This window comes from Thioclava dalianensis (assembly GCF_000715505.1).
Lineage (GTDB): Bacteria > Pseudomonadota > Alphaproteobacteria > Rhodobacterales > Rhodobacteraceae > Thioclava > Thioclava dalianensis.
The window spans coordinates 86,012-105,700 of the sequence record NZ_JHEH01000009.1; the positions used below are offsets into that span (position 1 = coordinate 86,012).

Annotated in this window: 20 protein-coding genes; 16 read left to right on the forward strand and 4 right to left on the reverse strand. The window is 61.7% G+C overall.

Annotated features, from left to right (window positions below; translation table 11 throughout):
• Position 1: 1 nt before the first annotated feature.
• From DL1_RS09575 to DL1_RS09615, 9 genes are all read left to right on the forward strand, one after another.
• Positions 2 to 1,363, forward strand: a complete 1,362-nt coding sequence (locus DL1_RS09575; RefSeq protein ID WP_038065353.1) for a TRAP transporter large permease — start codon at positions 2 to 4, stop codon at positions 1,361 to 1,363.
• 178 nt (positions 1,364 to 1,541) lie between these two features.
• Positions 1,542 to 2,948: an aldehyde dehydrogenase family protein gene (locus tag DL1_RS09580; protein ID WP_038065357.1), complete on the forward strand. Its 1,407-nt coding sequence runs from the start codon at positions 1,542 to 1,544 to the stop codon at positions 2,946 to 2,948.
• Positions 2,949 to 3,062: 114 nt separating this feature from the next.
• Complete coding sequence (locus DL1_RS09585; protein WP_038065360.1) at positions 3,063 to 4,199, forward strand: amine dehydrogenase large subunit; 1,137 nt, start codon at positions 3,063 to 3,065, stop codon at positions 4,197 to 4,199.
• Positions 4,200 to 4,206: 7 nt separating this feature from the next.
• The gene (locus DL1_RS09590; protein WP_038065361.1) at positions 4,207 to 4,728 is read left to right on the forward strand and encodes a MauE/DoxX family redox-associated membrane protein; all 522 of its coding nucleotides are present in this window, start codon (positions 4,207 to 4,209) and stop codon (positions 4,726 to 4,728) included.
• Between the two features lie 14 nt (positions 4,729 to 4,742).
• Complete coding sequence (locus tag DL1_RS09595; RefSeq protein ID WP_038065364.1) at positions 4,743 to 5,333, forward strand: redoxin domain-containing protein; 591 nt, start codon at positions 4,743 to 4,745, stop codon at positions 5,331 to 5,333.
• A gap of 28 nt (positions 5,334 to 5,361) precedes the next feature.
• Positions 5,362 to 5,889 (forward strand): methylamine dehydrogenase light chain, encoded by a 528-nt coding sequence (locus tag DL1_RS09600; protein WP_038065367.1) that lies wholly within the window; start codon positions 5,362 to 5,364, stop codon positions 5,887 to 5,889.
• Positions 5,889 to 6,347, forward strand: coding sequence for a c-type cytochrome (locus DL1_RS20855; protein WP_051693454.1), 459 nt, complete (start codon positions 5,889 to 5,891; stop codon positions 6,345 to 6,347). The genes DL1_RS09600 and DL1_RS20855 overlap by 1 nt, the downstream gene beginning before the upstream one ends.
• Entirely contained in the window at positions 6,344 to 6,778 is a 435-nt protein-coding gene (locus tag DL1_RS20860) for a c-type cytochrome (protein ID WP_051693455.1), read from the forward strand. The genes DL1_RS20855 and DL1_RS20860 overlap by 4 nt, the downstream gene beginning before the upstream one ends.
• A 241-nt stretch (positions 6,779 to 7,019) precedes the next feature.
• Positions 7,020 to 7,976 (forward strand): helix-turn-helix domain-containing protein, encoded by a 957-nt coding sequence (locus DL1_RS09615; protein ID WP_038065369.1) that lies wholly within the window; start codon positions 7,020 to 7,022, stop codon positions 7,974 to 7,976.
• A 47-nt stretch (positions 7,977 to 8,023) separates the two neighbouring features.
• On the opposite strand, the gene DL1_RS09620 is transcribed toward DL1_RS09615, so the two are convergent.
• The 4 genes from DL1_RS09620 to paaG all read right to left on the reverse strand — a co-directional run bounded on the left by DL1_RS09620 (position 8,024) and on the right by paaG (position 11,313).
• On the reverse strand, positions 8,024 to 8,623 hold the full coding sequence (locus DL1_RS09620; RefSeq protein ID WP_038065372.1) for a TetR/AcrR family transcriptional regulator: 600 nt from the start codon (positions 8,621 to 8,623) through the stop codon (positions 8,024 to 8,026).
• Between the two features lie 88 nt (positions 8,624 to 8,711).
• Positions 8,712 to 10,022, reverse strand: coding sequence for a phenylacetate--CoA ligase PaaK (paaK, locus tag DL1_RS09625; protein WP_038065375.1), 1,311 nt, complete (start codon positions 10,020 to 10,022; stop codon positions 8,712 to 8,714).
• A gap of 17 nt (positions 10,023 to 10,039) precedes the next feature.
• On the reverse strand, positions 10,040 to 10,486 hold the full coding sequence (paaI, locus tag DL1_RS09630) for a hydroxyphenylacetyl-CoA thioesterase PaaI (RefSeq protein WP_038065507.1): 447 nt from the start codon (positions 10,484 to 10,486) through the stop codon (positions 10,040 to 10,042).
• Between the two features lie 32 nt (positions 10,487 to 10,518).
• Positions 10,519 to 11,313 (reverse strand): 2-(1,2-epoxy-1,2-dihydrophenyl)acetyl-CoA isomerase PaaG, encoded by a 795-nt coding sequence (gene paaG / locus DL1_RS09635; RefSeq protein ID WP_038065379.1) that lies wholly within the window; start codon positions 11,311 to 11,313, stop codon positions 10,519 to 10,521.
• Between the two features lie 95 nt (positions 11,314 to 11,408).
• Here paaG and paaN point away from each other — a divergent pair, with 95 nt between their 5' ends.
• The 7 genes from paaN to DL1_RS09670 all read left to right on the forward strand — a co-directional run bounded on the left by paaN (position 11,409) and on the right by DL1_RS09670 (position 19,580).
• Positions 11,409 to 13,061, forward strand: a complete 1,653-nt coding sequence (gene paaN / locus DL1_RS09640; RefSeq protein WP_038065382.1) for a phenylacetic acid degradation protein PaaN — start codon at positions 11,409 to 11,411, stop codon at positions 13,059 to 13,061.
• 51 nt (positions 13,062 to 13,112) lie between these two features.
• Complete coding sequence (locus tag DL1_RS09645; RefSeq protein WP_038065384.1) at positions 13,113 to 14,249, forward strand: ABC transporter substrate-binding protein; 1,137 nt, start codon at positions 13,113 to 13,115, stop codon at positions 14,247 to 14,249.
• A gap of 77 nt (positions 14,250 to 14,326) precedes the next feature.
• Complete coding sequence (locus DL1_RS09650) at positions 14,327 to 15,199, forward strand: branched-chain amino acid ABC transporter permease (RefSeq protein WP_038065386.1); 873 nt, start codon at positions 14,327 to 14,329, stop codon at positions 15,197 to 15,199.
• Positions 15,200 to 15,202: 3 nt separating this feature from the next.
• Positions 15,203 to 16,159 carry a branched-chain amino acid ABC transporter permease gene (locus DL1_RS09655; RefSeq protein WP_038065388.1) on the forward strand — a complete coding sequence of 319 codons (957 nt, stop codon included), beginning with the start codon at positions 15,203 to 15,205 and terminating at the stop codon, positions 16,157 to 16,159.
• Positions 16,156 to 16,941 (forward strand): ABC transporter ATP-binding protein, encoded by a 786-nt coding sequence (locus DL1_RS09660; protein ID WP_038065390.1) that lies wholly within the window; start codon positions 16,156 to 16,158, stop codon positions 16,939 to 16,941. Before DL1_RS09655 ends, DL1_RS09660 begins: the two co-directional genes overlap by 4 nt.
• Positions 16,928 to 17,629, forward strand: a complete 702-nt coding sequence (locus DL1_RS09665) for an ABC transporter ATP-binding protein (RefSeq protein WP_038065392.1) — start codon at positions 16,928 to 16,930, stop codon at positions 17,627 to 17,629. The genes DL1_RS09660 and DL1_RS09665 overlap by 14 nt, the downstream gene beginning before the upstream one ends.
• A 10-nt stretch (positions 17,630 to 17,639) precedes the next feature.
• Positions 17,640 to 19,580: a 3-hydroxyacyl-CoA dehydrogenase NAD-binding domain-containing protein gene (locus tag DL1_RS09670; RefSeq protein WP_038065395.1), complete on the forward strand. Its 1,941-nt coding sequence runs from the start codon at positions 17,640 to 17,642 to the stop codon at positions 19,578 to 19,580.
• Positions 19,581 to 19,689: the final 109 nt, after the last annotated feature.

Genomic DNA, 19,689 nt, shown 5'->3' on the forward strand with positions numbered 1-19,689 from the left:
CATGCTCGACCCAATTACCCTAGGCATCCTCGCGCTCGTCGCGCTGGTGGGCCTTATCGCGATCCGCATGCCGATTGCCTATGCGATGATCCTTGTCGGCGGCATCGGGATCGCGCTGGTCAATGGCGTGGCGCCAGTGTTCAACCAGCTCAAGACGCTCGCCTATGGCCAGTTCTCGGTCTACGATCTCTCGGTCGTGCCGATGTTCATCCTGATGGGGGCGCTTGCCGCGAAAGCCGGGCTCTCTCAGGCCCTGTTTCGAGGCGCGAATGCGTGGCTTGGCGGTATGCGCGGCGGCACGGCTATGGCGTCCATCGCGGGCTGTGCGGGCTTTGGCGCGGTCTGTGGCTCGTCGCTTGCCACCGCATCGACGATGGGCCGCGTCGCCTTGCCTGAACTCGCGCGCTACAAATATTCCGGCGCTCTGGCCACCGGCACGCTGGCCGCAGGCGGCGTGTTGGGAATCTTGATCCCGCCTTCGGTCGTGCTGATCATCTATGCCATCATCGTCGAGGCCAATATCGTCTCGATGTTCGCAGCCGCCCTCTTGCCCGGGCTTCTCGCGGTGGTGTTGTTCATCCTGACGATTGCGATCTATGTGCGCGTCAAGCCCGGCAGCGGGCCTGCCCATGGCGGTGTTGACCGCGCAGAGTTCCGCGCCGCCACTGTCGGGCTGATTCCGGTGCTTGCGATCTTTGGTGTCGTGCTGGGCGGGATCTATGGCGGGTTCTACAATCCGACGCCTGCCGCAGCAATCGGTGTGGCGCTGGTCTGGATTTACGGCGCTGCGACCCGGCAGATCCGGTTTGCCGATATTGTCGATGCGCTGAAGGAAACCGCCTCGAGCACCGGGATGATCTACCTGATCCTTCTGGGCGCGGAGCTGATGAAGATCTTCATGTCGCGCATCGGCCTGCCGCAGGCCACGGCGGAGTGGATCCTTGCCTCTGGCATGGCGCCGATGCTGGTCTTGGTCTTGCTGTTGGTCGCATTGATCTTGCTGGGATGTCTGATGGACAGCCTGTCGATGATCCTTCTGGTAATCCCGTTTTTCTGGCCCGTTCTGGTCGAGCTGAATGGCGGTCTCTACATGGGCGCGGACGGGGCGGGCTTTGGGATGAGCACCGAAAATCTCAAGATCTGGTTTGGTATTCTCGCGCTGATCGTGGTGGAGCTTGGGCTGATCACGCCGCCCGTTGGCATGAATGTCTTCGTCATTTCATCGATGGCCAAGGACGTGCCGATGTCGGAGACCTTCAAGGGCGTCATGCCGTTCTTCGGGGCCGAGATGCTGCGGGTCGTGCTGATCCTGAGCTTTCCGGCGCTCGCCCTGTGGCTGCCGCAAGTGATGGCGGGCTGGTAGGGCGCGCAGGGACGCGCCCCGCCCGAAACCGTCTCCCGAGACGTGTTTTTCTCTCCCTTGGCGCGGGAGTCCGCAATTTTGGCGGTCTAGCCCAAGACGAAGTTCGACTTGTGTCTTTCTATTGTGAACAAATGTGAGCCCCACCCAAGAGGGCCGCGTCAAATAGGGAGAAGAGACTATGGTCGCCTCGGACGTGCTGTCGAAGCCTGAAACCACTTGCCCCGTAGGGCACTTCACCGTGAACAATCCGTCAAACGGTGCAGTTGCGGGCTACGCCCCGAATGCGAATGCGGGCGATCTTGATCAGGCCGTACGCGCGGCGCAGGCAGCATTTGAGAGCTGGTCGCAGCAAAGCGACGAGGCGCTCGAAGCCGCATGTGTCAAACTGGCCGATCTCCTTGAGGCCCATGCCGAGGAGTTGGCGCAGCTTGTGACGCAAGAGCAGGGCAAACCGCTCAACGGTCTTGGCTCGCGCTGGGAATTGGGCGGGGCGCAAGCCTGGGCGCGCTACACCGCCGGGTTGCGCCTGCAAGACAAGCTGCTGCAAGACGGCAATGAAGGGCGCGTCGAGCTGCACCGCAAACCCTTGGGAGTGGTGGGTTCGATCACGCCGTGGAATTTCCCGGTGATGATCGCGATCTGGCACATCCTGCCCGCGCTGCGCACCGGAAATACGGTCGTGATCAAGCCCTCGCCCTATACCCCGCTTGCCACGCTGAAAATGGTTGAGCTGTTCAACGAGGTTCTGCCCGCAGGCGTTCTGAATATCGTCACCGGTGACGACAAAAGCGTCAATCTTGGCGCCGAGATGTCCGCCCATCCGGGGATCCGCAAGATCGTCTTTACCGGCTCTTGCGCGACCGGGCAGAAGGTCATGCAATCGGCCGCCGAGACGATGAAGCGGCTGACACTGGAGCTTGGTGGCAATGATGCGGGCATCGTGCTGCCCGATGTCGATCCGGCGGAGATCGCCGAGGGGCTGTTCTGGGGTGCCTTCATCAATAACGGGCAGACCTGCGCGGCGATGAAGCGCCTCTATGTGCATGAGAGTGTACATGACGCGGTCTGCGAGGCGCTGGTCAATTACGCCCGCCAGATCAAGGTGGGCGATGGGTTGGATGAGGCGAGCGTCCTTGGACCGATCCAGAACCATATGCAATTCGACAAGGTCAACCGATTGGTCGAGGACGCAAAGATCCGTGGTGACGTGCTCATCGGCGGTTCGGCAGGCGAGGGCTTGTTCTTCGAGCCGACCCTGATTGCGGGCCTTAAAAACGGCGATCCTCTGGTCGATGAGGAACAGTTTGGCCCGGTGCTCCCGATCATCAAGTATTCCGATCTCGACGCGGTTATCGCTGCGGCCAATGACAGCCCCAACGGCTTGGGCGGGTCGATCTGGACCAAGGATATCGAACGCGCCCGTGACTTGGCCAAGCGTCTCGAATGCGGGTCTGTCTGGATCAACAAACATGGCGCGATCCAGCCGAATGCACCCTTTGGCGGGGTGAAATCCTCGGGCATCGGCGTGGAATTCGGCGAGGAAGGCCTCAACGAATACACCGATATTCAGGTCGTCTTCAGCTAGGCGGCTCACGAGCGGATCGTGACGAGACTGCGGTCGCGCAATCTGCGCGCCCGAGCGTCGTCTCGATCTCTCACAGTGCTCACTCACGTTTTCAAGTTCTTCAGGAGGTTCCCCATGAAGCTCAGCCCCGTTCTTGCCGCTTTGCTGCTCTGCGCAGCCGCTCCGGGCGCGTTCGCCCAAGACACGTCGATCAAGCCCGAGAAACTGACCATTCGCCCCCATATCTCGGATGGGCCCCACCTTTTCGTTCTGGATTTCGGGATGAACGGGTCGAGCCCGATCTATGTCTACGATACGAAGGATTTTAAGCTCGAAGGGAGCATCGGGACCGGCAGTTTCGGCCAGATGCTGATGAGCCCGGATAAGAAAACCCTCTACACGGCCTCGGATTATCTCAGCCGCTATACCTATGGGACGGTCGAGGCCGTCATCCACGAATGGGATGCCTATACGCTTGAGAAAAAGCGCGAATTCACGATTTCTCCCAAGATGGCGCAAACGATCAGCCAGACCTCGGTGCTCAATCTCACGAGCGATGGCGACTTCCTTCTGGTCCAGAACGCGACGCCTGCGACCTCGATCAATGTGGTCGATCTGAAAGCCGGAAAAGATCTGGTCGAGATTCCGACGCCCGGCTGCTGGGGCGATTATCCCACGCTCAAAGGCAATGCTTTCACCACTATCTGCGGCGACGGCAAGATCGTGAAATACAGCTTCACGGCAGACGGCAAGGTGGCCGATCCCGCCAAATCCGCACAGATCTTCGATCCGGATAAGGACCCGATCTTCACCCATGGCGCGCGCGCGGGCAAAGACATGATCTATGTCAGCTATTCCGGGCATCTCTATGCCGTGGATGGCGCGGGCGATGCGCCTGTTGTGACCAAGGATTTCGCCTTCGGAGAGGCGGGCTGGGCGCCTTCGGGCAATGCGCTTTTGGCCTATGATCCCGCAGCGAAACTCCTGTTTGTTCAGATGCATTCCAACCCCTCTGATGGGTCGCATAAGAACCCGGCGGAAGAGATTTGGGCGGTCAATCTGGAGACCGAGAAAGTCGTCGGTCGCTCCAAGGCCAATGGCGAGACCGGGATTTTCCTGTCGGGTGGCGACACGCCCGAGCTGTTCGGGATCGACTATATGGGCGGCGCGCATCGCTATGAGATTGCGAATGATGGCACGGGCAAGCTCACTCTGAAGAACTCCAGCGAGCATGTCGCGATCTTCCCGACAATCGCTGCGACAGATTTCTGAGATGGCTATGGTCCTGTCACTTCTCGCCGGATCCCTGACCTGCCTGATCGCTGTCATCGTGATGCGGGCCGCGTGGCACAAATTCGAGCATTTCCTTGAAACGGTCGGATTTGCGCAAGGCTATGATGTCGTCCCCGAAGCTTGGGCGGCCCCGATCGTGCGGGCCTTGGCGATCGCCGAGGTGGTCATCACAGCCGGTCTGGTCCTGCCTTGGCTGCATGATTGGGCGGCCGCAGCAGCGGCAATGCTCTTTGCCGGATATGCCGCGCTGATGCTGTATGCGCTTTGGCAGGGCAAACGCGAAATCGAGTGCGGATGCGGAGGGGCGGCTCAGCCTGTGTCCTATGCCACGGTGGCGCGCAATCTGGCGCTCTGTGCCACAGCGCTTGCCATTGCCCTCTTGCCGCGGGTGCCGGTCGGGCTTTTCGGCGCGGTGCTGGCTGTGCTGGGCGGGCTCGTTCTCATGGTGATTTACATCATCGGGGAGAAGCTTGCCTCGCATCGCCCGCATATTCGCCAAACGATCTAACGACGGAGAATGAGATGAGTTACCTCGTATTTTCGAACATCCTGCTTTGGGTCGTGGTGCTGGTGCAGATCGTCATCATCTTCGCGCTGGCCCGTCAGGTTGGTATCCTTTTCGAACGTGTCTCCCCCGTGGGGGCCATGGTGTCGGATGCAGGCCCCGCCTTGGGAGATCGCGCGCCCAAGCTTCGGCTGCCCAATCTCAACGGGCCCGAGTTCGATCTGGGCAATGCCGATGGCCGCGCGCAGTTGGTGTTCTTCCTGTCCACGAGCTGCCCGATCTGCAAGGCGCTGCTGCCCGCGCTCAAATCCATCAAGTCGGATGAGGGGAAATGGCTTGATGTCGTGCTTGCCTCGGATGGCCGGGAAAGCCTGCACCAGCGCTTGATCGAGAGCGAGAGCCTGCAAGGGTTTCCCTATGTGCTCTCGTCGGAACTCGGGATGAGTTTCCGGGTCTCGAAACTGCCCTTCGCCGTGCTGATTGGCGCGGATGGAACGATCAAAGCCAAGGGCTTGGTCAATAGCCGCGAACAGCTCGAGAGCCTGTTCAACGCGTTCGAAACCAAGATCCCATCCTATCAAGCCGCCCTCACCGGGGTGAGTGGCTAAGCTCCAAATCAACATAAGGAACTCGAATATGACACGCATTTTCGACAGGTTTATCAAGCGCCTCGAAGGGGCCTCCGAGAAGCATTTGCGCGTATCGGCCCGCAAGCTCGGGCGCCGCTCCTTCATCGCGCAGGCGGGCACAGTCTTGATGGGAAGCGCCGTGGCTCTGCCGGTTCTGCCGTTTGATCGGCGCGCCCATGCGGCGGGCACCGATGAAGGCAGCGATCCGTGCACCTATTGGCGGCATTGCGCGATCGATGGATTCCTGTGCGAGGAATCCGGGGGCTCCCTCACAAGCTGCCCGCCCGGATCGAGCGTGTCCGCCGTGTCCTGGGTGGGCACCTGCAACAACCCCGAGGACGGCAAGGACTACCTCATCAGCTACAACGATTGCTGCGGCAAGCCTTTGGTTCCCACCGCAAGCTATTGCTACATGAATAAGGGCGAGCGTCCCGGCTACCGCATGGGGCTTTATAACGATGTGAACTGGTGCATGGCCAATACCGACAAGGGCTATCACTGCACGGTTTCCGTCGTGATGGGGCTGGCGGACTGATGCAAAGACTGATGATGATCGCCGCGCTCTCGCTGATTGCCGGGCAGGTGCAGGCGCAGACCGATACGGAGAAAGGGAGCGCGACGTTCGAGGCGCATTGTTCGGCCTGCCATAATCAGGGCGGGATCGGCACGCCGGGCTTGGCCCCTCCGCTCAACCGCCCGAAATTCTGGCAAGGGCTGGGGAAATCGGCACCGGATTACATCACGCATGTTGTCTCGCATGGCCTCAATCTGAAGCTCAAGGTCAACGGGCAGACCTATATGGGTATGTTCATGCCTCCGGTCACCAGCGGGTCTGACGAAGAACTGGCCGCGGCTGCAACCTGGGTGCTGCAAAGCTTGGGTGAGATGGACTATTCGGTGAGCGCCGAAGACATCAAATCGGCTGCGGCCCAAGAGATCAGCAAGCAGGATCTGGCCGAGATGCGCAAGCCCGGGGCGGAGGCGGAGCAATGATGCGCCGCGCGCTTTTGGCCGTGGTGTTCTGTCCGACACTGGCAATCAGCGCGCAGGCCGAAGCGCTTTCGGCGCATAACAACTATCTGCTGCGCTGCTCTGGCTGTCATGGGCGGACGGGCGCTGGCTCGCAAGAGGGCGGGATTCCGGAGTTCCGGAATTCCGTCAGCCATATCGCGGCAACGGATCTCGGGCGCACCTATCTGATGCATGTGCCGGGCGTGGTCAGCACAGGCCTTGATGATGCCGAGATATCGAAAGTGATGAACTATGTGCTCGATACATGGGGCGATGGGACGCATCACTTCAGCTCAGACGAGGTGCATCGCCGCCGCGCGCTGCCGGTCGCGGATGTCGTCGAGTTGCGCAAACAGCTTGCCGCTGAGCTGAGCGAGAAGGGGATCGCGCTCGCCGCGTATCCTTGGCCCTGAAACGCGCCCCTTGATCCGCTCTCGCGTCGCACAGAGCTTGCATGTCCGGGCTTTGAGACTGTGATCGCACGCGATGAGGATCGCGGGCGGCTGCCATATCTGACTGCTCTGCCCCTGTTTGCTTGATTGCAAACTGCGACATTGTGTCGTAGCGTTCGTCGAACGCTCGGTCGGGTTTTGGAGGGCGCGCCTGCGCGTTGGTCTTCAATACGTTTTGACCAAAGCAGATAGGGGGAATGTGATGCTCGAGTTCTATGACGTGAGCCGTCGTCCTTTGGTCCAGCCAAACGTCGTTCACGTGGAAGAGTTTGCAGAACATCTGCGCGACATATGTGGCGGGTTTGACGTTGTGCCCTTCGATCGTAAGACGGCGCAACTGACCGGCGATGTGAAGCAAACCTCTGTCGCGGGATTTGAGGCCGCACTCGTCGGGCTGAATGCGAAAAATGTCCAGCGGGATCGCAGGCATCTCCGCGACACCCCCGGGGAACATCTCTTTCTTCTGTTCCAGCTGCAGGGTGATTGCCAAGTCGCTCAGGGCGAGGGGGTTACGCAGTTGCGACCGGGCGGGATGTATCTCGTCGATTCCACCTTGCCGTCGAATTTCATCTATAACGGATGCCATTCGCAGCAATTGTCGGTCCATATCCCGCGCCAAGACGGGCGAGTGTTGTTCGGCGAAAGCTGCTTTGGCGGCGTCGAGTTTCGCGCCCAAGACCCGATCGTCTGCGCAATCACTGCCGTTTTACAAAAGCTTCTGAACGAAGGTCTGGAGCCCAATCCGATGCTGAGCAAAGCCTTCATCGATCTGATCGGCTCTTATCTCTACATCCCCAAAGCGCAAGCGGGCTCAACGCAATATGCAGCGATGGATCTGTTGGAGCGCGCCAAAACGCTGATCCAGAAAAATGCCAGCGATCCGAAGTTCAACACCGAGATGCTGGCCCAGGCTTTGGGGGTGTCCTCGCGCACCTTGCAGCGCCATTTTGAGAGCATTGGCGAGACGATTACGGGCAGCATTCGCGATGCGCGGCTGGACAATGTCTATGAGATCTTGATCCGGGATCGCACGAAAGGATCGCGCCAGAAAATCGGCGATGTCGCCTATAAATGCGGATTTGGCGATTTGTCCTATTTCAATCGTTCATTCCGTCAGAGATTTGGATGCACGCCGAAGGCGATGAGCCAGACTCAATAGCAGCGGCTCATTGGAGGCAGGGTGCCCTGTTCAGGGGCGCGCGGGCTTTAGCGCACGCCCTTGATGCCTTCGAGGATCAAGGTCGTGGCCACCTCGGCGTAATCCTCGCGCGAGATCGGGCCGCCTTCCTTGAACCACATATAGACCCAGTTCATCATCCCAAAGAGCGACATCGTGACGGGCATCACCAGCGGGCGCTCGGGACGGTCCAGCTCGGGATGCATCGTGCGGATGACGTTTGAGAAATACTCAACGATCTTGCGCTCGAGCTTGGTCAGCTCTGCCTTTTGCGCATCCGACAGCGCCGGTCCCGCATTGAGCTGAACCTTGTGCTGATCATCTGCGCCGCGATAGGCGGTCAGCACCACCATCACCAAAGCCTTGAGCTGCGCGCGCGGAGGCAGGCTCGTATCCGTCGCCTCTGCCAGGGCAGCATTGAGGTCTTCCAGATGCGCCTCGATGATCGCGAAAATTAGCGCGTCTTTCGATGGGTAGTAGTGATAGAGCAGCGATTTCGACACGCCCGCCTCGCGCGCAATCTGCGACATCGAGGCTTTCTCCATCCCCTGAGAGGCAAAGACGCGCGCCGCATCGAGCAACAGATTATGACGCTTCTCTTCAAAATCATTGGCGCGTGTTCTGGCCATGGGGCTGTCTCCTGATGGACCCAAATGCGGAAGGGGGCACATTTGCCCCCTATAGACTAGTGCGTAACGAATTGACCAGTCGGTCGGGCTATTCTTTGGGCCGATTGTCCACGACACGCTTGGCTTTGCCCTCCGAGCGCGCGATCTGATCGGGGTCGTGCACTTCGATCTTGGAGGATACGCCGACTACGGATTTGATGTGATGGGCAAGATCCTTGGCGGCCGCAGCGCGAGCCTCGGCGGAGGCACGCTCGGGTGTCGCCTCGACATGCACGATCATCGCATCCATCCGGCCTGCGCGCGCCAGTTCGATCTGGAAATGCGGGGCGAGCCCTTTCACTTTCAGGATCTGCTCTTCGATCTGGGTCGGGAACACGTTGACGCCGCGCAGGATGATCATGTCATCGCAGCGCCCGGTGATCTTTTCGATCCGCCGCATCGAGCGGGCGGTGCCCGGCAAGAGCCGCGTCAGATCGCGGGTCCGGTAGCGCACCATCGGAAGGCCCTCTTTGGTGAGCGTGGTGAAAACCAGCTCTCCCGTCTCGCCATCGGGCAGGACCTCGCCTGTCACGGGGTCGATGATCTCGGGGTAGAAGTGATCCTCCCAGACATGAAGACCGTCCTTTGTCTCCACGCATTCATTCGCAACGCCCGGACCCATCACCTCGGAGAGGCCATAGATATCAACGGCATGCATGTCGAATGCCTGCTCGATCTCTTCGCGCATCTTGTTGGTCCAAGGCTCGGCGCCGAAGATGCCGACCTTGAGCGAGCTTTCGCGCGGATCGATCCCCTGACGGCGGAACTCGTCCAGAATCGAGAGCATATAGGATGGGGTCACCATGATGATGTCGGGCTTGAAATCCTGCATCAGGGTGACTTGGCGTTCGGTCATCCCGCCGGAAATCGGCACGACTGTGCAGCCCAGACGCTCGGCGCCGTAATGGGCCCCAAGTCCGCCGGTGAACAGCCCGTAGCCATAGGAGATGTGGCAGATATCGCCGGGACGCCCGCCCGAGGCCCGGATCGAGCGGGCAACCATGTCGGCCCAGACATCGATATCGTTCTTGGTATAGCCCACGACCGTCGGTTTGCCGGTCGTGCCGGATGAGGCATGGATGCGCACCAAGTCCTTGCGCGGGACGGCGAACATGTCGAACGGGTAGTTGTCGCGCAGGTCCTGTTTGTAGGTGAAGGGGAATTTCGCAAGATCGGAGAGCGATTTGAGATCTTCGGGATGCGCGCCGTGCGCGTCGAAGCGTTTGCGGTAGAAGGGCGAGTTCTCATAGGCATGGGTCAGCGACCGTCGCATCCGGTGAAATTGCAGCGCCGAGATTTCGTCGCGCGAGGCGGTCTCGATCGGATCGAGGCTGTCTTTAGTAGGCTTTAGGTTGATCATCTGGTTTCCTCCCGAAATCATGCGTCTTGTGTCGGTGTGTCATCCGACAGATGCGGCGTGCCCAAGCTGCGGGAATGGCCGCGGAATTCTGCGATCAGGGTGCCGTCCGCGCGTGTTATGCGCACGTCATAGATGCCCGAGCGTCCGCGCCGCGATACCTCCCGCGCGGTGGCGATCAGCTGATCGCCCTTTGCGCCCGGCGCGACATAGGTGATCGAGCAATGCTGCGCGACGGTGACCTGATTGTAGGTGTTGCAGGCGAAGGCAAAGGCGCTATCGGCCAGCGTGAAGATATAGCCGCCATGGGCCGAGCCATGGCCGTTGGTCATCGCCGTGGTGATTGTCATCGCCAAAGTGGCAGCACCCGGTGCGATCTCGCGCAGCTCCATATCAAGGCGCTGCGAGGCGGAATCGTCGTTCCACATCGCGGTGGCGCAGGCCTCGGCAAGCTCTTGCGGGGTCATATCCACCAGCGGTTTGCGATCTTTGTCCATGCTCAGCGCCCCGTGAAATTTGCAGACCGTTTTTCCAAAAAGGCGGTGACGCCTTCGGCATAATCATCGGTGAAGCCCGCTGCGCGCTGGCAATCGCGCTCGCGATCCAAATGGGTTTCAAGATCGTTGGTCGCGGCCTCTTGAATGAGGCGTTTGGTCAGGCCCAATCCCGTGGTCGGACCGGCTGCGAGTTTTTGCGCAATGGCCAGAGCCTCAGACTCGAGCGCCTCATCCGCCACGGCGCGCCAGATCAGCCCCCAATCGGCGGCCATCTGTGCGGGCAGGGGCTCGGCCAGAAGGGTGAGGGCCTTGGCGCGCGGCTCGCCCAGAATGCGCGCCAGAGACCAGCTTCCCCCGGCATCCGGGATCAGCCCGATCTTTGAGAAAGCCTGAATGAACTTCGCCGATTGCGCGGCCAGAACGATGTCGCAGGCAAAGGCGATATTCGCACCGGCCCCCGCTGCCACGCCGTTGACGGCGCAGATGACAGGTTTCTCAAGGTCACGGATCAGACGCAGGAGCGGGTTGTAGAATGTCTCAATGGTGGTCCCGAGATCAGGCTTGGGGCCACCCTTGCGCGGATCGCGATCGCCCAGATCCTGGCCTGCGCAAAACCCCCGTCCGGCACCGGTCAAAAGGACGGCGCGAATCGCGTCCTCCTCGTGGGCGCGTTCCAGTTCTGCGCGCAGCGCGAGATGCATCTCTTCGTTAAAAGAGTTCAATTTTTCTGGGCGGTTGAGCGTCAATTTCAGGACGCCAGATTCCTGAAAGGAAAGCAAAGTTTGTGATGATGTCATGTCTGTCTCCCCGGCTCTTTCTCGAGCCCCTCAAACAATTAGTTGCATAAACCGTCCGGTCGGTCAATGATACGAATCAAGTTATGGGAGGAGACATGACGAATTTTTTCGAGCGCCATCGCGACTTGTTGGAACGTGCCGTCCAGGCGTGGCGGACGCGCGAATTCTGGACGCCTTTTCCGGAAACGCCTAGCACAAAACTCTACGGGGCCGATGCGCGCCGGGACGGTCATGCGGCCTATGAGGCGCTGCTTGGCGCGGCCTTCGCTCTGCCCGGTCACCCCGAGGCTGCGCGCCTTGGGTCCGAGCGCTCCCCGTGGGGGCAGGACTTGGCGATCCGCTACCCGGTGGCCCCGCCAGAGGCACTGATCGCGGCATCGCAGGCGGCAGGTGCGACTTGGGGCCAAGCTCCGATGCAGGCGCGTGTGGGCGCATTGATCGAAGCTCTGATCCGCTTGAACCGGATGTCTTTCCTGATCGGGGAGGCCACCATGCACGCCACAGGGCAGGCTTTCCCGATGGCGTTTCAGGCCGGAGGGCCGCATGCGCAAGATCGTGGGCTGGAGGCCATCGCTGCCGCTTGGATCGAGATGACGGCGACCGCGCAGATGGCGCTTTGGGAGAAGCCTCAGGGCAAATCCGATCCGCTGGTGATCGAAAAGCAGTGGCATCTGGTGCCGCGCGGCGTGGCTCTGGCGATTGGCTGCAATACCTTTCCGACATGGAATAGCTATCCGGGGCTGTTTGCCAGTCTCGCGACAGGCAACACGGTGATGGTGAAGCCGCATCCGCAGGCGATCTTGCCGCTGGCGCTGACGGTCAAGGTCTTGCGCGAGGTCTTCGCGGAGGCGGGGCTGCCACAAGATGCGGTGCTGCTGGCGGTTGATGCGCCGGGGGACGAGATCACCAAGCCGCTCGCGCGCGATCCGGCTGTGGCGATCATCGATTATACGGGGTCTTCGGGTTTCGCGGATTGGCTGCGCGAACATGCCACGCAGGCGATTGTTTTCACGGAAGAAACCGGCGTGAACCCGGTCACGATCACTGGCACGGATGATTTCGAGGGGATGTGCGCTAATCTGGCGTTCTCGCTGTCGCTTTATTCGGGACAGATGTGCACCTCGCCGCAGAATATCTACATTCCGCGGGCGGGGATTGCGACCGATGAGGGGCACAAAAGCTTTGACGCGGTGGTCGCGGGGATCGTCGCGGCCATCGATTGTCTGTTGGCCGATCCTCAAGCGGCGGCGGCGATCTGCGGTACCATCGTGAACCCCGCGACGCTCGAGCATGTCGCGGCGGCGCGGCACGCGGGGCAGGTGGTGCGCCAGAGCGGTGAGACGGGGGCGGGGCGTTCGGCCACGCCGCTTGTGGTGGTGATCGAGGGCGATGGGCCGGGGCCGCAAGACGATGAGTGCTTCGGCCCGGTGAGTTTTGTCATCCCCTGCGAGGATGCGCAGGACGCGATTGCCCGCGCCTCGGGGATCGCTGCGCGCAAAGGGGCGATCACGGCTGCGCTTTACACGCAGGGCCCGGAGCTGATTGCTCCCGCCGCGCAGGCCTTTGCAGTGGCCGGGGTCAATCTGTCGGTCAATCTGACCGGCAATATCTACGTCAATCAGTCGGCGGCTTTTTCCGATTTCCATGTCACCGGAGCCAATCCGGCGGGAAATGCCAGCCTGACGGACACTGCTTTCGTCGCGCCCCGGTTCCGGCGCGTGATGATCCGGTGGCCGAAAGCGGCGTGAGGGAGATGCCGACGGCCAATCTTGGTTTTGGAGAGTATGGGAGGACTATCTATGAAACTGTTTATGACAACGGCTGTAAGCGCATTGACGGTGCTGGGAGGCACTGCGGCAATGGCAGATATCAAGCTCGGCGCCAGCGTTTCGGCCTCGGGCCCCGCCGCCTTTCTGGGGGATCCAGAGGCCAAGACCATCGAGATGATGGTCGATCAGATCAACGAAGAGGGCGGGATCAACGGCGAGAAGATTGATCTCGTGCTTTATGACGATGGCGGCGACCCGAACAAGGCGCGCACCTTTGCCACGCGTCTGGTCGAGGATGACGAGGTCGTGGCGATCATCGGTGGCTCGACCACCGGTACGACGATGTCGATCCTGTCGGTGGCCGAAGATGCCGAGGTTCCGTTTATCTCGCTCGCAGGTGCCATTCAGATCATCGATCCAGTGCATAAATGGGTGTTCAAGACACCCCACACGGATCGCATGGCCTGCGAAAAGATCTTCAGCGATATGCAGAAGAAAGGGATCACCAAGATCGGTATGATCTCGGGGACGGATGGGTTTGGCGCCTCGATGCAGGCGCAATGCAAGGATGTCGCGCCCAAATATGCCATCGAGATCCTCTCGGATGAGACCTACGGGCCGCAAGATGCCGACATGACCCCGCAACTCACCAAGATCCGCAATACGCAAGGGGTGCAGGCCATCCTCAATCCCGGCTTCGGTCAGGGTCCGGCGATTGTGACGCGCAACAAGGCGCAGCTTGGCATCGATCTGCCGCTTTACGAGAGCCACGGGGTGGCCTCGGATGGGTTCATCGAGCTTGCGGGAGCAGCGGCGGCAGAAGGCGTGCGCCTGCCGGGCACGGCGCTGCTGGTCGCCTCGATCCTGCCCGAGAGCGATCCGCAAAAGCCGGTCGTGACGGCCTACAAGGCTGCCTATGAAGCGAAATACGGTGAGACGGTTTCGACCTTTGGCGGCTATGCCCATGATGCGGTCGATCTGATGAGCCATGCGATGAAGACGGGCGGCAACGACCCGGCGGCCATTCGTGACGCGCTTGAGGCCACCCAAGGCTATGTCGGCACCACCGGCATCTACAGCTTCTCGCCCGAGGATCACCTCGGTCTGGATCTGTCGGCCTTCAAGATGCTCGAGATCCACGACGGCGGCTGGACGCTGATCGACTAACTCCCGGCCCAAAGGTCTGACATCCGGGGCGGTTTTGTGATCGCCCCGGCGCAGGCCAGATTTCATCGGAGACGTTCATGGACGCCTTGTTGCAATTTCTGCTGTCCGGCGTGACGGTCGGCGCGGTCTACGCGCTCGTCGCGCTGGGGTTCACGATCATCTACAACGCCTCTGACGTGGTGAATTTCGCCCAAGGCGAATTCGTCATGCTGGGCGGGATGATCACGGTTTTCACCTATCAGGCGGGGCTGCCCCTGCCGCTTGCGGCGGTGCTTGCGATTGCGATCACGTCGCTGGTCGGGGTCGCGCTTAACAAGCTCGCGCTGGAGCCCGCGCGCGGCGCACCCGTGGTGTCGCTGATCATCATCACCATCGGGGCGTCGATCTTCATCCGCGGCGCGGCGCAGCTGATCTTTGACAAGCAGCTTCACCGGTTCCCGTCCTTTTCCGGCGATCAACCGATCCACATCCTTGGCGCGACACTCGTGCCGCAAAGCCTTTGGGTGATTGGCGGGGCGGTGCTGGTCTTTATCGGGTTGTGGCTGTTCTTCACCAAGACGCTGACGGGCAAAGCGGTGCTGGCCACCGCGAATAATCGCCTCGCCGCACAGCTTGTGGGCATCAATACCGGCTGGATCATGACGCTGTCTTTCGCATTGTCGGCGGCCATCGGAGCGCTGGCGGGCGTACTGGTCACGCCGATCACTCTGGTGGGCTATGATGTGGGGGTCGGCCTTGCGCTCAAGGGTTTTGCCGCCGCCATGCTGGGCGGCATGGGCAATCCCAAGGGTGCGCTGGTGGGCGGCATCGCGCTGGGCCTGCTCGAGGCGCTGACCGCAGGCTATCTCAGCTCGCAATATAAAGACGCGGTGGCCTTCATCGTGATCCTCGCGGTGCTGTTCGTGATGCCTCAGGGCCTCTTTGGCAAAAGCACGACGGAGAGGGTCTGAGCGATGAAACTGTCTTCGAAATGGGTACAATTGGCCGCCCTTGCTGTGCTGGTCGCGGTGCTCCCGCTGTTCTTTCCCTCGGGCTATTACTACCGGGTCGGCGCGCTGATCTTCGTGAATGGTCTGGCGGTGACGGGACTGGTGATCCTGATCGGCTATGCCGGGCAGATCAGCCTTGGCCATGCCGGGTTTGCCGGGATCGGAGGCTATGCCTGCGCGCTGGCGCCTGAGCATCTGGGCCTGCCGCCATCGCTGTCGATCCTTCTGGGGGCCGCGATCTCGGCCCTGCTGGCGGTGCTGATCGGCAAGCCGATCCTACGGCTGCGCGGCTATTATCTGGCGGTGGCGACACTGGGCTTTGGCATCTTGGTCAGCATGGTGCTGACCAATGAGCGCGCCTTGACCGGCGGCCCCGACGGGATGGCGGTGCAGGGGCTCGCGCTGCGCAAGATCCTGCGCGGCTGGGGCTGGAGACTGAGCAGCGGTGAGTTCTGGTATGTGATGAGCGCGCTTGCGATGCTGCTCGGTGTCTGGATCGCGCTCAACCTGTTTCAAAGTGCGACCGGGCGTGCGATGCGCGCACTGCATGGCTCGGAAGTGGCGGCGCGCACTGTGGGCATCGATGTGGCCCGCCTCAAGCTGCAGGCCTTTGTGATCTCGGCTGTCTATGCCTCGGTTTCGGGCTCGCTTCTGGCGCTGCAAAACAAATTCGTCACCCCCGATATCGCAGGCTTCATGCATTCGATCGAGCTGGTGACGATGGCCGTGCTTGGCGGGGTCGGCTCGGTTGTGGGCGCGGTGACGGGCGGCGCCATTCTGACACTTCTGCCGCAGGTGCTGACGGTCTTTGCCGAATATGAACAGCTCGTGCTTGGGCTGGTGATGATCCTCGTGATGATTTTCCTGCCCCGTGGGCTCTTGCCCTCGATCGCGGCCAAGATGAAGGGGAGGGGCGAATGAGCTTGCTGGATGTATCGGGCCTTGGCATCGGCTTTGGCGGCTTGCGCGCGGTCGACAATGTCGGGTTCTCCGCCGAGCCGGGCGAGATCGTGTCGATCATCGGCCCCAATGGCGCGGGAAAGACGACCCTGTTCAACATGATATCGGGTGTCTATCTGCCCGATAGCGGCCATGTGCGCTTGGATGGGCGCGATGTCACCGGGGCCGCACCGCATCGCCTCGCGCGGATGGGGCTGACCCGCACCTTCCAGAACCTGCAGATCTTTCAGGACATGACGGTTTTGGAGAATGTGATCGTCGGTTTTCACCAAAGCGAAAGCGGCGCGCTGCTGAGCGATCTCTTGGCACTGCCCGCCGCGCGTAAGCGCTCTGAGATAGCGCGCATGCAGGCCCGAGAACTGTTGCGCCGCGTGCGTCTGGACAAGGCCGCGGAAGAGTTGGCGGGCAATCTGTCTTATGGTGCGCTCAAGCGGCTTGAGATCGTGCGCGCACTGGCGATGCAGCCACGTGTCTTGCTGCTCGATGAGCCCGCCGCTGGCTGCAATGCGGTCGAGACCGAAGAGATCGACCACCTGATCGTGGAGCTTGCGCAATCGGGCATCGCGATCTTGCTGGTCGAGCATGACATGAAAATGGTCATGCGGATCTCGAACCATGTCGTCGTGCTCGATCATGGTGAAAAGATCGCCGAGGGCAGCCCCGAGAGCGTGTCGAAAAATCCCGATGTGATCGCGGCTTACTTGGGCGCAGGAGATGAGGAGAGCGTTGATGCTGACAGTTGAGGGCCTGCGCTCGGCCTATGGGCCGATTGAGGTGCTGCACGGGGTGGATCTTGAGGTCCGCTCGGGCGAGATCGTGACCGTCGTGGGCGCGAATGGGGCCGGCAAGACCACGCTGCTGCACTGCCTGTCGGGCACCCAGCCGATCAGCGCGGGACGCATCCAGTTTCGCGGCGACGAGCTGACGACGGTGCCCGCCTATCGCCGCCTGCGGCGCGGATTGGCGCAATCGCCCGAGGGGCGGCAGATTTTCACCAATCTCTCGGTTGAGGAAAACCTGCGGCTGGGCGCGTTTCTCTATACCGACGAGCGGGTCGAGCGCGATATGCAAGACGCATTCGCAATGTTCCCGATCCTGCGCGAAAAGCGCAATCTGGTGGCGGGCGGATTGTCGGGCGGGCAGCAGCAGATGCTGGCAATCGCGCGCGCCTTGATGGGGCGACCGCATTGCTTGCTGCTCGATGAGCCCTCAATGGGGCTTGCACCTCTGATCGTGGCGCAGATTTTCGAGGTGGTGGAAAGCCTGCGCGCGCGCGATGTCACGATCTTGCTGGTTGAACAGAACGCCTATGGCGCGCTCAAGATCGCAGATCGGGGCTATGTCATGGAAACCGGTCGGATCTCGATGACCGGCCCCGCCGCCGAGTTGATTGCGGATCCGCGCATCCGTGAAGCCTATCTGGGAATTTGAAGAGGCCAATATGAACACTCCCGTTTCGATCCGCTCGCAGGGCGATATCGCCATCGTCACGCTCGACAACCCGCCGGTCAATGCGATCTCGGCGGCGGTGCGCAAGGCGCTCTGGCAGGCGGTCGAAGAGATCGATGCCGACCCCAACCTGCGCGCCGCGATCCTGATCTGTCAGGGTCGCACCTTCATCGCGGGGGCGGATGTGCGCGAGTTCGGCCAGACGCCGGAGCCGCCGCATCTGCCCGATCTGGTGGATCATCTCGAAGCCGCGCGCGTGCCCTGGATCGCAGCAATCCACGGGACCGCTTTGGGCGGCGGGTTCGAGATCGCGATGGGCTGCCGGTTTCGCGTGGCCCCGCCGCAGGCGAAGATCGGGCTGCCAGAGGTCACGCTGGGCATCATCCCGGGCGCGTCGGGCACCGTGCGCACGCCGCGTCTCGCAGGGGTCGAGGTGGCCGTGGATCTCGTGACGACGGGCAAGCCGATGGCTGCGCCCAAAGCGCATGCGCTCGGGCTGATCGATGCCGTGATCGAGGGCGATCTGGAAGCGGGCGCGATGGCCTTTGCCACCGAGGCTCTGAGCAAGGCTCTGCCCGCCCCGATCTCCGCGCGTCCGGTCTCGACGATGGGTGAGGCGTTCTGGGAGGCCCAGCGAACCCGTGCTGCAAAGCCGGGCCACCGCGCGCCGCTTGAGGCGCTGACCGCGATCCGCCGCGCAACCGAGCTGCCTTTCGCACAGGCCATGGCCGCAGAGCGCGAGAGCTTTCTCGCGCTGCGCGCCTCGGATGAGGCGGCGGCCCTGCGCGCGGTCTTTTTTGCCGAGCGCGCCGCCCCCCGTCCCGAGGCGCTGCGCGATGTGACGCCGCGCAAGCTGGCACAGGTCGGCGTCGTCGGCGGCGGCACGATGGGGGCGGGGATTGCGGCTGCCCTGCGCAATGCCGGGCTGCCGGTCGTGCTGATCGAGCGCGACGCGGACGCGCTCGAGCGCGGGATCGACACGCTGCGCCGGACCTTTGAGGGCGCGATCAAGCGCGGCAAGCTCACTGAGGCTGCACGCGATGCGCTGATGGCCGGGGTGACCGGGGTCACCGATTACGCGGCGCTGTCAGACTGTGATCTGGTGATCGAGGCGGTCTTCGAGAAGCTCTCCGTCAAGCGCGAGGTGTTCGAGCGACTGGTTGCGCAGTGTCGCCCGGATGCGATCTTGGCCACGAACACCTCCTATATCGATCCGCGCGAGATTTTCGAAGGCCTGCCGGGGGCTGAGCGCTGTATCGGTCTGCATTTCTTCAGCCCTGCGCAGATCATGAAGCTGCTTGAAATCGTGCCCTTGCCCGAGACCTCGACCGAGGTGCTCGCCACCGCCTTTGCGCTGGCCAAACAGCTGAGCAAAGTCCCGGTTCGTGCTGGCATTTGCGAGGGCTTCATCGGCAACCGCATTCTCAAGCGCTACCGCTCGGAGGCAGAATCCCTCCTGCGCGCAGGTGTGCCAATTGCCGATGTCGATGCCGCGATGCGCGGATATGGCTTTCGGATGGGGCCTTTTGAGGCGCAGGATTTGGGCGGGCTCGACATCGCCTATCTGCAACGCGAGGGCGCGCGCGCGGCTGGACAGGATGTGCCCGAGACTCTGGGCGATATTCTGGTCGGGGCCGGGCGCAAGGGGCAGAAAACGGGCGGTGGCTGGTATGATTACAGCCAAGGCGATCGTTCGCCGCGACCCTCGGAGCAGGTGGCCGAGCTGCTTGCCCCGCATCTCTCGAAGGGCGCGCCCATGGCTGAGGCTGAGATCGCAGAGCATCTGGTGGGAGCCCTTGCGGATGAGGGGCGCGCGATCCTGGCCGAGGGCATTGCCGATCGCGCCTCCGATATCGACCTGGTCGAAATTCATGGCTACGGCTTTCCCCGCTGGAAAGGCGGGCCGATGTTTGCCTCCGGGCATCGCGACTGAGCGGGCGCATCGCATCTGAGCCATGAGGGCGCAAGCGGCGGGGATCTTCGGCATCCTTGCCAATGCAGCACGCAACTATCCAAAAATATGTGTTTTGCGTGACATGTTT

Bases quoted from the DNA above. Each gene is read 5' to 3' on its own strand.
- DL1_RS09615 (WP_038065369.1), top strand. From the start codon at position 7,020: ATGCTCGAGTTCTATGACGTGAGCCGTCGTCCTTTGGTCCAGCCAAAC.
- DL1_RS20860 (WP_051693455.1), top strand. From the start codon at position 6,344: ATGATGCGCCGCGCGCTTTTGGCCGTGGTGTTCTGTCCGACACTGGCA.
- DL1_RS09650 (WP_038065386.1), top strand. From the start codon at position 14,327: ATGGACGCCTTGTTGCAATTTCTGCTGTCCGGCGTGACGGTCGGCGCG.
- DL1_RS09655 (WP_038065388.1), top strand. From the start codon at position 15,203: ATGAAACTGTCTTCGAAATGGGTACAATTGGCCGCCCTTGCTGTGCTG.
- DL1_RS09575 (WP_038065353.1), top strand. From the start codon at position 2: ATGCTCGACCCAATTACCCTAGGCATCCTCGCGCTCGTCGCGCTGGTG.
- paaK (WP_038065375.1), bottom strand. From the start codon at position 10,022: ATGATCAACCTAAAGCCTACTAAAGACAGCCTCGATCCGATCGAGACC.
- DL1_RS20855 (WP_051693454.1), top strand. From the start codon at position 5,889: ATGCAAAGACTGATGATGATCGCCGCGCTCTCGCTGATTGCCGGGCAG.
- DL1_RS09670 (WP_038065395.1), top strand. From the start codon at position 17,640: ATGAACACTCCCGTTTCGATCCGCTCGCAGGGCGATATCGCCATCGTC.
- DL1_RS09660 (WP_038065390.1), top strand. From the start codon at position 16,156: ATGAGCTTGCTGGATGTATCGGGCCTTGGCATCGGCTTTGGCGGCTTG.
- DL1_RS09645 (WP_038065384.1), top strand. From the start codon at position 13,113: ATGAAACTGTTTATGACAACGGCTGTAAGCGCATTGACGGTGCTGGGA.
- paaI (WP_038065507.1), bottom strand. From the start codon at position 10,486: ATGACCCCGCAAGAGCTTGCCGAGGCCTGCGCCACCGCGATGTGGAAC.
- DL1_RS09620 (WP_038065372.1), bottom strand. From the start codon at position 8,623: ATGGCCAGAACACGCGCCAATGATTTTGAAGAGAAGCGTCATAATCTG.
- DL1_RS09665 (WP_038065392.1), top strand. From the start codon at position 16,928: ATGCTGACAGTTGAGGGCCTGCGCTCGGCCTATGGGCCGATTGAGGTG.
- DL1_RS09585 (WP_038065360.1), top strand. From the start codon at position 3,063: ATGAAGCTCAGCCCCGTTCTTGCCGCTTTGCTGCTCTGCGCAGCCGCT.
- DL1_RS09580 (WP_038065357.1), top strand. From the start codon at position 1,542: ATGGTCGCCTCGGACGTGCTGTCGAAGCCTGAAACCACTTGCCCCGTA.
- DL1_RS09595 (WP_038065364.1), top strand. From the start codon at position 4,743: ATGAGTTACCTCGTATTTTCGAACATCCTGCTTTGGGTCGTGGTGCTG.
- DL1_RS09590 (WP_038065361.1), top strand. From the start codon at position 4,207: ATGGTCCTGTCACTTCTCGCCGGATCCCTGACCTGCCTGATCGCTGTC.
- DL1_RS09600 (WP_038065367.1), top strand. From the start codon at position 5,362: ATGACACGCATTTTCGACAGGTTTATCAAGCGCCTCGAAGGGGCCTCC.
- paaG (WP_038065379.1), bottom strand. From the start codon at position 11,313: ATGACATCATCACAAACTTTGCTTTCCTTTCAGGAATCTGGCGTCCTG.
- paaN (WP_038065382.1), top strand. From the start codon at position 11,409: ATGACGAATTTTTTCGAGCGCCATCGCGACTTGTTGGAACGTGCCGTC.